Source organism: Acidisoma sp. PAMC 29798 (assembly GCF_030252425.1).
Taxonomy (GTDB): domain Bacteria; phylum Pseudomonadota; class Alphaproteobacteria; order Acetobacterales; family Acetobacteraceae; genus Acidisoma; species Acidisoma cladoniae.
This window is the reverse complement of sequence record NZ_CP126994.1, coordinates 3,169,491-3,183,242: the sequence shown is the minus strand read 5'-3', so window position 1 is coordinate 3,183,242 and position 13,752 is coordinate 3,169,491. Positions and strand designations below refer to the sequence as shown.

The following is a 13,752-nucleotide window of genomic DNA, read 5'->3' as shown; positions in this document are numbered from 1 at the left end:
TGTGGAGCGGAACGGGGGTTTGACAGCCGGCTCAGGGGATGGCAAGGGCGCCCCCTTTTCAGCATCCCGGCTTTCTGACGAGGCTCCCGATGGTTAGTCCTGAACTCGGCACCAAGCGCACATGCGTCTCCTGCGGCGCACGATTCTATGACCTCGGCAAGTCTGCGCCGACTTGCCCTAAATGCGGTACCGAGCAGCCGCCTGAGCAGCCCCGCCTCAAGCGCGGCGGCAATCCGGCCGATGACCGGCGTCTTAAGAAGGCCGCCCCGGCCGCCCGCGCAACAGAGGAAGCCGATCCTGAGGCTGTGGAAGTGGAGGACGTCGCCGAGGATGACGATGTTCTCGACGAATCGACCGATCTTGATGACGATGATGACGTGATCGAGACGGAGATCGAGGTCGAGAAGGACGTCGATGAGCGGGATCTCTAGAGGCAGATCGTCTCTCAGATCGTATCAATGTGAATCGCCGCGCGATTGAACCTGATCCGTGGATCTGTCTTTAAACGATATCATAGAACGGCGTCGACGCGGCGCCTGAGGATGAACGGCCAGGACGAACCTATCGGATAGATGGATGACAGCGGTGGCGTCTCGGCAGCATTTTATGGGCCGCCGTCTGTCTATCCAGGCTGCGGCAGCCCTCAGCCTCTTCGCGACGCTGTTGCTGTTGGTGTCTTGCGGCTACGTGCTGGCGCAGAGCCGCGCGGATCTGGTGCGACGTGCGGACCAGATGGCCAGAAACGTCCTTGTGCTGGCCCAGGAGACGGTCGAGGTCGAGGTCGCGCGTTACGACACGCGCTTGCAAGACCTCCTCGCGATCTTGCGCGAGCCGGACCCTGACGGGTCGATCACCTTTAGTGCCTACGGCGATAACACCTTGTTCGGTGGTCAGGCTGCGCGTAACGCCTCCGGTGACATTCTGATCGTGGCTGCGGACGGCACGATCCTCAACAGTTCGCTCCCGGGTTTGACAGCGCGTTATCAGTCTTTAGTGCCGGAAGTGCTGTCCCATTCCGCTGTCGGTGTGGAGACGCTGTATGCGGAGACGGTGTGGATAGCACCGCATATGCCGATCGTGGCGCTCATGCGCCGCTGTCATGCCGCCGCGTGCGGCCGGACAGCCGCCGTCATCGCCATGATGCCGCTCACGGGTATCCTTCATGTCTTCGACCGCCTCATTCTCGGTCATGACGGCGTGATTTCGCTTGCGGGGCAGGATGGTCTTCTGCTCGCGCGGCAGCCCACGAGGGCGTCTGCAATCGGACATGGCGTCATCGGCCAGGCAGAGCTCGTGACGCTGATTCGGGGGACGACCCTGAGCACGCAAAGGGCGTCACGCATCGACAATGTCGTCCGACGCTATACTGCAGGTTGGGTCGGTGACCTTCCCTTCATCGTCTCTGTCGGCATTTCGACCAATGATATCGCGGGTGATTGGCTCGCCCGTGCCGTTGTAATTTGCGTCGTCGTCATTCTTCTATCGGCGGGCTTCGTGGCCCTCACGCTTCTTCTCGCGCGGGAGGTGCGCCGCAAGACGCTCGCTGAGCGTGAAGTGCTGGAGGCGAACCGCCAGCTTGGTGAACTGGCCCGAACGGATCAACTGACCGGCTTGTTGAATAGACGGGGCTTCGACGAGAATTTGGCCCGGGAATGGCGCCGCTCACGCCGCGCTGGCCTGGCGATCAGCCTGCTGCTGCTCGATGCAGACCGCTTCAAATCGTACAATGACCGCTACGGCCATCAGGCGGGCGATCGCGTTCTTCGCATGATCTCAGACACGATGTTGGGTGAGATCCGCAGGCCGAATGACGTCGCCGCGCGGTATGGGGGCGAGGAGTTCGCCATCGTGCTTCCCGATACGGACGGTGTGACCGCAGCCCGGATCGCGGAGGACATCCGGGCGGCGGTGGAAGCGATGGCGATTGCGCATATCGACAATAACGGTTTTGTCACCGTCAGTATCGGCGTCGCTTCGGCGTCTCCCTCGCGGGAGGACCCGGCCGACGCCCTTATTCACGTGGCGGACACCGCGCTTTATGCGAGCAAGCACCTCGGCCGCAACCGGGTCTCTGTCGGCATCGTCAATCCGCAGCCTGCTTCTGTGACGGTGCCAGTGTAGCCACGGCGGCGCCGGGCAGGGTGGCGACGACGCTGTCGGCCGCCATCTCAGCCGTCGCCGCACAAAGGGTCCAGCCCAAATGGCCGTGGCCGGTATTGTAGAAGACGCCCGGCCGGCTGCCGGCACCCACGCGGGGCAGCATGCTCGGCAGCATCGGCCGCAGCCCAGCCCAGGGGATGGCGCCGCTGGTATCGACATCGGGGAACATATCCCGCGTCCAACGCGCGAGAGGCCGGATGCGATCGGCCCGAATGTCGAGGTTATAGCCGTTGAACTCCGCCGTGCCGGCGACGCGCAGGCGGTCTCGGAAGCGGCTCGACACGATCTTGGCGCCATCATCCAGCAAGCTGACCCAGGGCGCGCCCTGGCGGCTTTCTTCCGCGATTAAAGGAATGGTGATCGAATAGCCCTTCACGGGATAGATATTCACCCGGTCGCCCAGCTGAGCAGCAAAGCGGCGGCTATGAACGCCGGCGCAGATGACCACGCCGTCGACATGCGTCACCTGCTCGGGCGCCTGTCCTGGCCGGCTGATCGCCGGTTCCCAGGCGATGTCCACACCTGTGGTTGTGTGATGGAGGCGATGGACGCTGGTATCGTATTGGAACTTGCCACCGCGTTTGACGCAAGCGGCGGCCAAGCCGCGCGTGAAGGCATAGATATCCCCGGTGAAGTCGGACGGGGTGAAGAAGCCGCCATAAAAGTCGCCGTGCAAGGTGGGTTCGATCTGGCGCATCTCGGCCGGCGTCACGGCCCGGCGGTCCAGTCCACCTTCAGCGTAGAGGAGGTTGACCTTGGCGGCGTCGTCGAAGCTGTGCTTGTCGCGATAGACATGCAGGATGCCGCGCGGTTCGCGGTGGTAGTCGATACCCTCGGCCTCGGCCATTTCATCCAGATGCCGGCGCGCCGTGATCGCCATGCGCAGGGTATCGAGCGTGTTCTGCCGGTAATGCGGAATCTGGGCCATGAATTCCACCATCCAGCTGTATTTGTGCCAGGAGGGCCAGGGGTTCACCAGCAGCGGCGCATCCTTCTTGGTCATCCATTTGATGCCCTTGAGGATGGTCGCCCAGCTGGTCCAGACTTCGGCGTTGCTCGCGGAGAGCTGGCCGCCATTGGCAAAGGACGTGTCCATGCCCGCGTAGCGCTGGCGGTCGAACACCGTCACGTCATAGCCTCGCTTGAGCAAGGCATAGGCGGTGGTGATGCCGGTGACGCCGGCGCCGATGACGGCGATATGCTTCAAGATCCACGCTCCGCTATGGCGACACACTTCAGGCCCGCGCGCGTTCCGCCCTATTCACCGTGTTCTTGCACCGTGTTCGGTTAAGTATTTCATTGTTGCGGCGGCGGGGCAACGGAGGAGCACGTCGTCACCGGCCGCCATTGTCCGGTTCGCCGCCTTTCGGACCCCAGAAGATGACCCAGGTGACGAAATCCTCGCTCATGTCGCGGAAGTGGTGGGCGTCACCGGCGGGTACGAAGATCGCGTCTCCGCTGACGACAGGCGTGACCGCGCCCTCATGATCGAACTGCGCTGAACCACCGACGACGACATAAAGCTCGTCCTGTTCATGCGGTGTCTGGTGATCGGCCCCGCTCGGCGCGAAGATTTCGAGCGACATGGTGCCGTGGCGCATCACCTCGACGAAAGGCACGCCCTCCGGCCAATGCGCGGAGGCGGGTTGCGGCAGGTCCTGCAGAAACGCGGCCAAGGCCGCTGTGGGGAGTCGGGCCATCCTCGTCCTCCTGATCCATCGTTGAAGTGAGCGTAAGGTTGGTGGAATACGCTGCGCTTTTCCACCCTACGACGATGGGCCTGTAGGGTGGAAAAGCGCAGCGCATTCCACCAATGGGCTGACTAAGCCGCCTGCTTCAGCCCGCCCTGGCGCTCGATGAAAGCGGCGATTTCAGCCACGCCCTGGCCCGCGCGGATATTGGTAAAGACGAAGGGCCGCTCGCCGCGCATCTTCTTCGAATCCCGGTCCATCACCTCCAGGCTCGCGCCGACATACGGCGCGAGGTCGATCTTGTTGATCACCAGCAGGTCGCTGCGGGTGATGCCCGGTCCACCCTTGCGTGGGATCTTGTCCCCTGCCGAAACGTCGATGACGTAGATGGTGATATCGGCGAGCTCGGGACTGAAGGTCGCGGCCAGATTGTCCCCGCCGCTTTCGATGAGAATGAGGTCGAGCGCCGGAAAGCGTCGCCGCAGATCCTCGACCCCGGCCATGTTGATGCTCGCATCCTCGCGAATCGCCGTATGGGGGCAACCGCCCGTCTCAATACCTAGGATGCGGTCGGGCGTCAGCGACCCCGCGCGGGTCAGAAACTCGGCGTCCTCCTTGGTGTAGATGTCATTGGTGATGGCCGCGATGTCGTAGCGGTCACGCAGCGTCTTGCAGAGCGCGTCCATCAGCGCGGTCTTGCCGGTGCCGACGGGGCCGCCGATGCCGACGCGCAGCGGGCCATGGGGCGAAAGGCTCATGTGCGGAACAACCTCGTATACTGGGTTTCGTGATGCATGGAGGCGAGATCGGCGCGCAATGAGGCCGAGCCAATCTCGTCGAGGGTCGCGTCCCGGCTGTCGTCGGAGACGGCGATCAGCACCGGCTCCAGCGCCGCCATCACGCGGAGACCGGCCTGCTGGCCGAGGGGCACGATCCGCACGGCGGCGGAGACGAGATTGGCGCAGAAGGCGTGCAGGAAGCCGAGCGCCGCGCGTTCCTCATCAATCCCATGCGCCGCCGCGACGGCGCCGACCGCGACCGGATAGGCGACCTCGCGGCCCTTCAACACCGCCAGCACCGGCGTGTTCCAGGCGAGGGCGGCGTTGAGGAAGGCGCGACCCTGGGCCGTGGTTTCCAGCGCACGCTCGCGGCAGCCGGGCAGGGCGCCCGCGAGATCGGCCACCTCATGCAGGGCCGCGTCGTCCACCCCCGCGCGATGGGCGTGGCGGAGCAGGATCGCGTCCGTCCGGCCGCTGCCGTGTTCCAGGATATCGACCAGCCAGGCGATGAGGCCGGCGATGCTGCGCGCATCGCCCGATTCCACCGCCCATTCCAAGCCATGGCTATAGGCGAAACCACCGGTCGGGAAAGCCGGCGACAACCAGGTCAACAGCCGCAGGAAGTGAAACTCGTCAGTGCTTGTGGTCGTCATCGTCATGACCGTGATGGTGGTGGTGGCCGCCGGTGCCGGGCGCATAGGCGCCGGATTCAGGGTCGAAGGGCGCGTCCTCTTCCTCGGCATGGCCGCCCAAGCCTTCGACCATCTCGGCGATGACATGGTCGTAGCGGATGCGTATGAGGCCGGGCAGGAACTGCACCGGCAGATGGCGGTTGCCGAGATGCCAGGCGATGCGCATCAACGCGTCCTCGTCATGGGCATGGATATCCAGCACGCGCTCGGCCATGGCCTGCACGGCGAGGATGCGGCCATCTTCCAGCCGCAGCCCATCCCCATGGCGCAGGGCCACGGCCTGCGGCAGATCAAGCATGCAGTCTTCGCCCGACACGGTCTTCAGCAGAAAGCGCCGCCGGTGACGGTGGTCGTGATCCAGCAGCACGGCATCCGCAGCGTCTTTCCAGGTGCCGGCGGGCAGCAGTTCAATCGCGCGCATCAGAATTCCTCTCCGGCCAGTCGCCGCCATCGATGAAGCGCCGATAGCGCTCCCAGAATAGGCCGCGCATGAAGGTCGCGCCGACCAGGCCGAAGAACAGGCTGGCAAGATACAGCGTGCGAATGCGCGTGCCGCCGAAGCCCGGAGCCCAGGCGCCGATGACGCGCGTGCAGACACCCGGAAGCAACAGTTCCAGTGCGCCCAGCGCCGCCACGATCACCGCGATCGGCCGCGCCGCCAGGATCATCGGCCGATGCTGGGATATCAGCGCCCAGGCGAGCACGGCTAGGATGAAGACGAGCATAGTCGCCTGCACAGCGTTGCTCCTGTGACCGGAGCGGTCATAGAAGCAGAAGACCACCGCCGCACCTTGAGAGCCCACCGCAAGCCACATCAGGCCGAGCGGCCCGAAGATGCGATCCTGCCAGAACCAATAGGAATAGCCGGCCAGCCGCGCACGAGGGTCAGTCTCTCCGGGTTTAGTCTGTCCGGGCATCCATCAGAACAAAAAATACCGCTGCGCCATCGGCAGGATCGTCGCGGGCTCGCAGGTCAGCAGCACACCATCCGCTCGCACTTCATAGGTCTCAGGATCGACTTCGATGTTCGGCGTGGCGTCGTTATGGATCATGCTCGCCTTGCCGATGCCGCCGCGCGTGTTGCTGACGGCGACGAGCGGGCGGGTGAGGCCAAGGTGCCGGCCGATATCGGCATCGATCGCCGCGCCCGACACGAAGAGCACGGAGGAGAGTTGCAGCGCCCGCCCAAAGGCGCCGAACATCGGCCTCGAGTGCACCGGCTGCGGCGTCGGGATTGAGGCATTGGGGTCGCCCATCATGGCCATGGCGATCATGCCCGATTTCAGCACGAGATCGGGCTTCACGCCGAAGAAGGCGGGCGTCCACAGAACGAGATCGGCCATCTTGCCGACGGTGACGGAGCCGATATGGGCCGAGACGCCCTGCGCGATGGCCGGGTTGATGGTGTATTTGGCGATGTAGCGCTTGACCCGCGTATTGTCGGCCGCGCCATCGCCAGGCAGCGAACCGCGTTGCACCTTCATCTTATGTGCCGTCTGCCAAGTCCGGGTGATCACCTCCCCCACGCGGCCCATCGCCTGACTGTCGGAGCTGATGATCGAGAAAGCGCCCATGTCGTGCAGGATATCTTCCGCCGCGATCGTTTCGCGCCGGATGCGGCTTTCCGCGAAGGCGATATCCTCGGAGATCGAGGGGTCGAGGTGATGACAGACCATGAGCATGTCGAGATGCTCATCGAGCGTATTGAGCGTGTAGGGCCGCGTTGGGTTGGTGGAGGAGGGGATGACGTTGGGCAGGCCCGCGACGCGAATGATGTCCGGCGCATGGCCGCCGCCGGCGCCCTCGGTATGATAGGCGTGGATGGTGCGGTCCTTGAAGGCCGCGATGGTGTCTTCGACGAAGCCGCTTTCGTTCAGCGTATCGGTGTGGATCATGACCTGCACATCGAAGCGGTCCGCGACGCTCAGGCAATTGTCGATGGCGGCGGGTGTGGTGCCCCAATCCTCATGCAGTTTGAGGGCAGCGGCGCCGGCGCGGATCATTTCCTCCAAGGCTTCGGGGCGGGAGGAATTGCCCTTGCCGGCGAAGGCGATGTTGATCGGCAGTCCCTCGGCCGCCTGCATCATGCGGCCCAAGTGCCAAGGTCCGGGCGTGCAGGTGGTGGCGGCCGTGCCCGTCGCGGGGCCGGTGCCGCCGCCGAGCAGGGTGGTGATGCCGGAAGCCAGTGCCTCCTCCACCTGTTGCGGGCAGATGAAATGGACGTGGGCATCGAAGCCGCCGGCAGTCAGGATGCGACCCTCGCCGGCGATGATCTCGGTGCCTGGCCCGATGATGATGTCCACGCCCGGCTGGGTATCGGGGTTGCCGGCCTTGCCGATGCCGGCGATGCGACCGCTGATGATGGATACATCGGCTTTGACGATGCCCCAGGTGTCGATGATCAGCGCGTTGGTGATGACCGTATCGGCCGCACCCGCCGCGTTCGTGACCTGGGACTGGCCCATACCGTCCCGAATGACTTTGCCGCCGCCGAACTTCACTTCCTCGCCATAGATGGTGAGGTCACGCTCGACCTCTACGAACAGCTCGGTATCGGCGAGGCGAACCCGGTCCCCGACCGTGGGGCCGAACATATGCGCATAGGCGTGGCGGGACATGCGGGCCATTGAATTAGCCTTTCACATCGAGGGGGCCGGAGACGTCGCCCCGGAAACCGAACACGATGCGCGCGCCGCGCAGGGGAATGAGCGTCACCTCCCTCGTCTGGCCCGGCTCGAACCGCACGGCGGTGCCGGCCGCGATATCGAGGCGTTGGCCGCGCGCGGCGGCGCGGTCGAACTGCAAGCCGGGATTGGTTTCGGCGAAATGATAATGGCTGCCGACCTGGATCGGGCGATCGCCGGTATTGGCGACGGTCAGCGTGGTTTGAACTGCCCCGGCGTTCAGCTCGATATCGCCGGCAACGGGAATGATTTCACCTGGGATCATGCGCGGCCCCTCAGCGGATCGGGTCATGGACAGTGACGAGCTTGGTGCCATCCGGAAAGGTCGCTTCCACTTGCACGTCATGGATCATCTCCGCCACGCCCTCCATCACCTGGGCACGGGTGAGGACATGGGCGCCTTGCTCCATGAGGTCCGCCACGCTGCGGCCATCTCGGGCACCCTCGACCACGAAGTCGCTGATCAGTGCGATGGCTTCGGGATAGTTGAGCACCACGCCACGCTCCAGCCGGCGGCGGGCGACGACGGCGGCCATGCTGATGAGCAGCTTGTCCTTCTCACGCGGCGTCAGGTTCACGCGGGCATCTCCCTAAAGTCTCCACACGCCGGGCACAGCGGCCCCCGCGCGGAGGATGGTCAGCGTCGTCATCACGGCCCGCCGCAGACTTGCGCCGTCCAGCGCCAGCAGCCGCACGAGCACGAGACCGTTCCAGGCGGATACACCGGCCTCGACCGGGCCTTCAGGCAGGGTGCCGGTGCCGAGCGCATCGCGCAAGGCCGTGACCCTGCCTTCGGCATCGGGCGAGACGAAAACCACTGTCGCCATGGCGCGGGCATCGCCGAAGGTGCCGGCGCGGGCCATGAGGGCTGCGATATCGCCGCCTATGCGGGTGGCGTCATGCAGAATGAGCCGGCCACCGTGGCGGATGCGAATGCGGTCCGTCAGCCAAGCGCGTTGCACGGCTTCGCCCATGGCCTGGCGGCCGAAGAGCAGGCTTTCGACGCCGACGAAACTGGCGGTCTGCGCCATCTCCACGGACAAGGTGCGGTCGGCGCGGCAGCCATCGAATAGAATGGTTTCCTGCGGCAGCCAGTCGAGATGCGCGCTTGCCGCGACCGACAGGGTGGTGCGGATGGTGGCGGGCGGTGACGCCGGGGTCGCGCGGTAGAAGCGCTCGGCCGCCTGGGTGGTGACGATCAGGCGGGTGGCGGCGCCGGCCGCGATCTCCAGGCCCAGATCGTCCCCGCCGGTGACGCCGCCCGAGGTATTAAGCAACACGGCCTCGGCCGTGGCGCCCGGTTCCATGCGCGGCATGCGGGCCTTGAGGCAGCCTTCCTGGCGCAGGACGGCCAGCGCCGTGATGTCCCCCCGCCGTTCGAAGCGGACGCGAATGCGGCCGAAAGCGCGTTGCGGGCGAACGGTGGGGGAGGCGCAATCCATGCCTCTGTCTGGCATGAAGTGTCCGGGCAGGCCATCCATCACACCGACAGGTGACGTCGGACCTCGGTCTCATCCAAAGTGTCGCGCGGTCCCTGGATGACGATCGACCCGCGATCCATGATGGCCAAGGTCTGCGCCAGCTCATGGGCGAAATCGTAATACTGCTCAACGAGCAGGATCGCCATGGTGCCCCGGCTGCGGAGCAGGGCAATGACGCGGCCGATATCCTTGATGATGCTCGGCTGAATACCTTCGGTCGGCTCGTCGAGCACCAGCAGGCGCGGCTTCATGACCAGGGCGCGACCGATGGCAAGCTGCTGCTGCTGGCCGCCGGACAGATCGCCGCCGCGCCGCCGCAGCATGGTTTTCAGGACCGGGAACAAGTCATATATTTCGTCAGGGATTTTCCGTTCCCGTCTGGGGAGCACGGCGAACCCGGTTTCGAGATTTTCCTGCACCGTCAGCAGCGGAAAGATGTCGCGGCCCTGCGGCACCCAGGCGATGCCGCGCTTCGCGCGTTCATAGGAGGGCAGCTTGACGATGCTGTGCCCTTCCCAGCGGATGGCGCCCTTGCTGATGGGATGGGCGCCGGTGATGGCGCGCAGCAGGCTGGTCTTGCCGACGCCATTGCGCCCGAGAATGGAAGTGACGGTGCCGAGTTCGGCCTTGATGGAGACACCACGCAGCGCGATGGCGGCACCGTAATGCAGGCTGACGTCTTCGACTTCAAGCATCCGGGTGCTCCCTCATCGTCCGAGATACACGTCGATGACGCGGGGATCGGCGCTGACATGATCGAGCGTGCCTTCCGACAACACGGACCCTTCATGCAGCACGGTCACTTTCACGCCGAGGGCGCGGACGAAGGTCATGTCATGCTCGACGACAACGACGGAACGCGTGCGGTTGATGTCACGCAGCAGATGCGCCGTCTGCTCGGTCTCTGCATCCGTCATGCCGGCGACAGGCTCGTCCACCAGCAACACTTGCGGATCTTGCGCGAGCAGCATGCCGATCTCCAGCCATTGCTTCTGGCCGTGGGACAGATTGGCCGCCATCCGATGGCGGTGATCGGACAAGCGGATCGTGGCCATCAGAGCCTCGATCTTCTCCGCCTCCGCCTTGGACTCCCGCGCGAAGAGGTTGAACCAGGGCTTACGATCACCAGCGAGGGCAAGCAACAGATTGTCCCAGACCGTGTGGCTTTCGAAGGTCGTGGGTTTCTGGAACTTCCGCCCGATACCGAGCTGCGCAATGGCGGGCTCGTCCATCTTGGTGAGGTCAGTGGACGCGCTGAAGATCACCTGCCCCGTATCCGGCTTGGTCTTGCCGGTAATGATGTCCATCATCGTGCTTTTGCCGGCGCCATTGGGGCCGATCACGGCGCGCATCTCGCCGCGCGCGAGAACGAGGGACAGGTTGTTGATGGCCTTGAAGCCGTCGAAGGTTTTGTTGACGCCGTTGAGATACAGGATGTCGTTGCTGGTCGGCCCGATCGGTTGCGCGTTCATGCCGGCGTCTCCACATCGGCGCCGGCTTCATGCAGATCGGCGGCCTCGGTATCGATGGCGGCGAGGCCCTGCGGCTGGCCTGCATTCGGCAAGGCCGCGCCGACGATGCGTTTGGCGAAGGTGCCCATGATGCCGCGCGGCAGGAAGAGGGTCACGAGAATGAACAAGCCGCCGAGGGCGTAGAGCCAGGCGCCCGGCATCACGCCCGTGAGCACCGTCTTGCCGAAGTTGACCAGCACAGCGCCGAGAATCGCGCCCGACAGCGTGCCGCGCCCGCCGACCGCGACCCAGATCACCGCCTCGATCGAATTGGCGGGGGCGAATTCGCCCGGGTTGATGATGCCGACCTGCGGCACATACAGCGCGCCGCCGATGCCCGCGATCATCGCCGACAATGTCCAGAGCACGAGCTTGTAGTATTCCGGCCGGTAGCCGAGGAAGCGCGTGCGGCTTTCCGCGTCGCGCACGGCGACCAGCACCTTGCCGTAGCGGCTGCGCACCAGCCAGCGCGCAAACAAGAAGGACAGAGCAGTGAAAATCGCCGACAGCACCATCAGCGTCGTGGTCGTGCTGCTGCGGTCGAGCGGGAAGCCGCCGATATCCTTGAAATCGGTCATGCCGTTATTGCCGCCGAAGCCCATGTCGTTGCGGAAGAAGGCGAGCAACAAGGCGTAGGTCAGGGCCTGGGTGATGATCGACAGATAGACGCCGCCGACGCGGCTGCGGAAGGCCGCGAAACCGAAGACCGCCGCCAGCACGCCGGGCACGATCAGCGCCATCAGGATGGCGAAGGGCAGATGGCTGAAGCCATGCCAATACCAGGGCAGCTGCTTCCAGCCGATGAAGATCATGAAGTCCGGCAGATCGGCATTGGCATACACGCCGCGCGCCCCGATCTCGCGCGTCAGATACATGCCCATGCAATAGCCACCGAGGGCGAAGAAGGCAGCGTGCCCCAGCGTCAGGATGCCGGCGAAACCCCAGACCAGATCGACCGCGAGGGCGAGCATGGCGTAGCAGAGGTATTTGCCGGCGAGGCCGATGACGAAGTCTGAAACATGCAGCGCGCTGGTCGGCGGCGTCGACAGGTTGAGGATCGCGAGAATGATCGCGACGCCCACGATGATGACCGGTGTCAGCAGCAGGGATATGCGGGTCATGCCTCCACCGCCCGTCCTTTGACCGGGAACAGACCGCGCGGCCGTCGCTGGATAAAGATGATGATCAGCACGAGCACAACGATCTTGCCGAGCACGGCGCCGGCCACCGGCTCAAGTCCTTTGTTGACGATGCCGAGCGTGAGCGCCGCGAGCACCGTGCCCCACAGATTACCGACGCCGCCGAAGACCACGACCATGAAGCTGTCGATGATATAGTTCTGCCCGAGATTGGGGGACACGTTGTCGATCTGGCTGAGCGCGACACCGGCAACGCCGGCGATGCCCGAGCCGAGACCGAAGGTCATGGCATCGATCCAGGGCGTGCGGATGCCCATGCTGGCTGCCATGCGGCGGTTCTGCGTCACGGCGCGCATGCGCAGGCCCAACGGCGTATAGCGCATCACCGCCATTAACCCGCCGACGACGGCGAAGGCGAAGATGATGATGCACAGCCGATTGAGCGTAATGGTGAGGCCGCCAAGCGTGAAATAGCCGCTCATCCAGCCCGGCGTAATGACATTCTGGTTCTCTGCGCCGAACAGGCTGCGGATCGCCTGCTGCAACACGAGGCTCAGGCCCCAAGTGGCGAGCAATGTCTCCAACGGGCGGCCATAGAGGAAGCGGATCATCGAGCGTTCGATGACGATGCCGATGGCGCCGGCGACCGCGAAGGCCACCGGGATCGCCACGATCAGGCTGATACCGGAAAAGTCCGGCAGATAGGCGCGAAAGAAGCCCTGAACGCAGAAAGTCGTATAGGCGCCGATCATGACCATTTCGCCATGCGCCATGTTGATGACGCCCATCACGCCGAAGGTGATGGCGAGGCCGGCGGCGGCGAGCAGCAGGACCGAGCCGAGGCTGAGGCCGTAATAGACCGTCTCCAACCAGCTCCAGAGTTTCAGCGAAAAATCGATATGGGCGATGGCCGCAGCAGCAGCGGCGGCGACCGTTTTGTCCTGCCCGGATGACAGCGAAGCGAGCATATTGCGCGACACCATGTCACCGCGCGCGCCGACTGTTTTGACGGCCGCGAGTTTGGTCTCGACGCCGGTGCCGGGCGTGAACAATTCATCGGCGGCTTGTGCCTGTTGCAGCGTTGCGATCACCGAGGGGTTCTTCTCCGTGCTCAGCGCATGCTGCACGATCGGCAGGGTATTCGCGGCCGGGGATTCGAAGATCGCCTCGGCGGCTTTGCGGCGCGTGGCGACGACGGGGGATGACAGATCCAGCACGCCCATGGCGGTTTGGATGGCGCCCGTCACCATGTCGTTCGCGACGACTTTGCGTACCGCCATGAAGGGGGGTGTGGGGATCACCGCGCCGGTGCGGGCGTTCAGCCAATGACCGGCATCGAGGTCATGGATGAACAAGCCGTGGTCGGGGCGTGGATATTTCCAGGTATAGAGTTCGTTATTGCCGAGCGCCGTCAGTACGGGCTTGGCGCGGGCATCGCCGGACAGGGCGATGGTCTCGACCGCCGTCACGATGGTGTCGAAATTGGGGACGATGAGGCCGGCATAGGGATCGGTCTGTGCCTCGGCGCGGGTGAGCGGAGCCCAGGCCAGCATCGCGATCAGAAGGGCCGCGAAGGCCCGCCGCCATGGAAAATACCGTGTCACGGGCAGGCCTC

16 protein-coding genes are annotated in these 13,752 nt (G+C 64.6%); 2 read left to right on the top strand and 14 right to left on the bottom strand.

All coding sequences use genetic code 11. The annotated features are described in order from the left end of the window. Positions 1–89: 89 nt before the first annotated feature. Both QP803_RS15355 and QP803_RS15350 read left to right on the top strand, forming a co-directional pair. On the top strand, positions 90–431 hold the full coding sequence (locus QP803_RS15355) for a TIGR02300 family protein (protein ID WP_284944350.1): 342 nt from the start codon (positions 90–92) through the stop codon (positions 429–431). 145 nt (positions 432–576) lie between these two features. Continuing rightward, positions 577–2,121 (top strand): sensor domain-containing diguanylate cyclase, encoded by a 1,545-nt coding sequence (locus tag QP803_RS15350; RefSeq protein WP_284944349.1) that lies wholly within the window; start codon positions 577–579, stop codon positions 2,119–2,121. Here QP803_RS15350 and QP803_RS15345 read toward each other — a convergent pair. From QP803_RS15345 to urtB, 14 genes are all read right to left on the bottom strand, one after another. Further along, the gene (locus tag QP803_RS15345; protein WP_284944348.1) at positions 2,084–3,367 is read right to left on the bottom strand and encodes a D-amino acid dehydrogenase; all 1,284 of its coding nucleotides are present in this window, start codon (positions 3,365–3,367) and stop codon (positions 2,084–2,086) included. The genes QP803_RS15350 and QP803_RS15345 overlap by 38 nt on opposite strands. A gap of 127 nt (positions 3,368–3,494) precedes the next feature. Next, positions 3,495–3,860, bottom strand: a complete 366-nt coding sequence (locus tag QP803_RS15340; RefSeq protein WP_284944347.1) for a cupin domain-containing protein — start codon at positions 3,858–3,860, stop codon at positions 3,495–3,497. A 122-nt stretch (positions 3,861–3,982) separates the two neighbouring features. Then, positions 3,983–4,609 (bottom strand): urease accessory protein UreG, encoded by a 627-nt coding sequence (gene ureG / locus QP803_RS15335; RefSeq protein WP_284944346.1) that lies wholly within the window; start codon positions 4,607–4,609, stop codon positions 3,983–3,985. Next, entirely contained in the window at positions 4,606–5,283 is a 678-nt protein-coding gene (locus QP803_RS15330; RefSeq protein ID WP_350356032.1) for an urease accessory protein UreF, read from the bottom strand. Before QP803_RS15330 ends, ureG begins: the two co-directional genes overlap by 4 nt. Further along, the gene (locus QP803_RS15325; protein ID WP_284944345.1) at positions 5,264–5,743 is read right to left on the bottom strand and encodes an urease accessory protein UreE; all 480 of its coding nucleotides are present in this window, start codon (positions 5,741–5,743) and stop codon (positions 5,264–5,266) included. The genes QP803_RS15330 and QP803_RS15325 overlap by 20 nt, the downstream gene beginning before the upstream one ends. Beyond that, entirely contained in the window at positions 5,730–6,239 is a 510-nt protein-coding gene (locus QP803_RS15320; protein ID WP_284944344.1) for a hypothetical protein, read from the bottom strand. Before QP803_RS15320 ends, QP803_RS15325 begins: the two co-directional genes overlap by 14 nt. Positions 6,240–6,242: 3 nt before the next feature. Next, a complete protein-coding gene (gene ureC, locus QP803_RS15315; protein ID WP_284944343.1) occupies positions 6,243–7,949 on the bottom strand; it encodes an urease subunit alpha in 1,707 nt (568 codons plus the stop codon). A gap of 4 nt (positions 7,950–7,953) precedes the next feature. Further along, a complete protein-coding gene (locus QP803_RS15310) occupies positions 7,954–8,271 on the bottom strand; it encodes an urease subunit beta (protein ID WP_284944342.1) in 318 nt (105 codons plus the stop codon). A 10-nt stretch (positions 8,272–8,281) separates the two neighbouring features. Then, entirely contained in the window at positions 8,282–8,584 is a 303-nt protein-coding gene (locus tag QP803_RS15305; protein WP_284944341.1) for an urease subunit gamma, read from the bottom strand. 12 nt (positions 8,585–8,596) lie between these two features. Then, a complete protein-coding gene (locus tag QP803_RS15300; protein WP_284944340.1) occupies positions 8,597–9,463 on the bottom strand; it encodes an urease accessory protein UreD in 867 nt (288 codons plus the stop codon). 23 nt (positions 9,464–9,486) lie between these two features. Then, positions 9,487–10,182, bottom strand: a complete 696-nt coding sequence (gene urtE / locus QP803_RS15295; RefSeq protein WP_284944339.1) for an urea ABC transporter ATP-binding subunit UrtE — start codon at positions 10,180–10,182, stop codon at positions 9,487–9,489. Between the two features lie 12 nt (positions 10,183–10,194). After that, positions 10,195–10,959 carry an urea ABC transporter ATP-binding protein UrtD gene (gene urtD, locus QP803_RS15290; protein ID WP_284944338.1) on the bottom strand — a complete coding sequence of 255 codons (765 nt, stop codon included), beginning with the start codon at positions 10,957–10,959 and terminating at the stop codon, positions 10,195–10,197. Then, a complete protein-coding gene (gene urtC / locus QP803_RS15285) occupies positions 10,956–12,119 on the bottom strand; it encodes an urea ABC transporter permease subunit UrtC (protein ID WP_284944337.1) in 1,164 nt (387 codons plus the stop codon). Before urtC ends, urtD begins: the two co-directional genes overlap by 4 nt. Continuing rightward, entirely contained in the window at positions 12,116–13,741 is a 1,626-nt protein-coding gene (gene urtB, locus QP803_RS15280) for an urea ABC transporter permease subunit UrtB (RefSeq protein WP_284944336.1), read from the bottom strand. Before urtB ends, urtC begins: the two co-directional genes overlap by 4 nt. Positions 13,742–13,752: the final 11 nt, after the last annotated feature.

Excerpts from the sequence above, each read along its gene's own strand:
- QP803_RS15355 (WP_284944350.1), top strand. The coding sequence starts at position 90 with ATGGTTAGTCCTGAACTCGGCACCAAGCGCACATGCGTCTCCTGCGGC.
- QP803_RS15350 (WP_284944349.1), top strand. The coding sequence starts at position 577 with ATGACAGCGGTGGCGTCTCGGCAGCATTTTATGGGCCGCCGTCTGTCT.
- QP803_RS15340 (WP_284944347.1), bottom strand. The coding sequence starts at position 3,860 with ATGGCCCGACTCCCCACAGCGGCCTTGGCCGCGTTTCTGCAGGACCTG.
- ureG (WP_284944346.1), bottom strand. The coding sequence starts at position 4,609 with ATGAGCCTTTCGCCCCATGGCCCGCTGCGCGTCGGCATCGGCGGCCCC.
- QP803_RS15330 (WP_350356032.1), bottom strand. The coding sequence starts at position 5,283 with ATGACGACCACAAGCACTGACGAGTTTCACTTCCTGCGGCTGTTGACC.
- QP803_RS15325 (WP_284944345.1), bottom strand. The coding sequence starts at position 5,743 with ATGCGCGCGATTGAACTGCTGCCCGCCGGCACCTGGAAAGACGCTGCG.
- QP803_RS15320 (WP_284944344.1), bottom strand. The coding sequence starts at position 6,239 with ATGCCCGGACAGACTAAACCCGGAGAGACTGACCCTCGTGCGCGGCTG.
- ureC (WP_284944343.1), bottom strand. The coding sequence starts at position 7,949 with ATGGCCCGCATGTCCCGCCACGCCTATGCGCATATGTTCGGCCCCACG.
- QP803_RS15310 (WP_284944342.1), bottom strand. The coding sequence starts at position 8,271 with ATGATCCCAGGTGAAATCATTCCCGTTGCCGGCGATATCGAGCTGAAC.
- QP803_RS15300 (WP_284944340.1), bottom strand. The coding sequence starts at position 9,463 with ATGCCAGACAGAGGCATGGATTGCGCCTCCCCCACCGTTCGCCCGCAA.
- urtE (WP_284944339.1), bottom strand. The coding sequence starts at position 10,182 with ATGCTTGAAGTCGAAGACGTCAGCCTGCATTACGGTGCCGCCATCGCG.
- urtD (WP_284944338.1), bottom strand. The coding sequence starts at position 10,959 with ATGAACGCGCAACCGATCGGGCCGACCAGCAACGACATCCTGTATCTC.
- urtC (WP_284944337.1), bottom strand. The coding sequence starts at position 12,119 with ATGACCCGCATATCCCTGCTGCTGACACCGGTCATCATCGTGGGCGTC.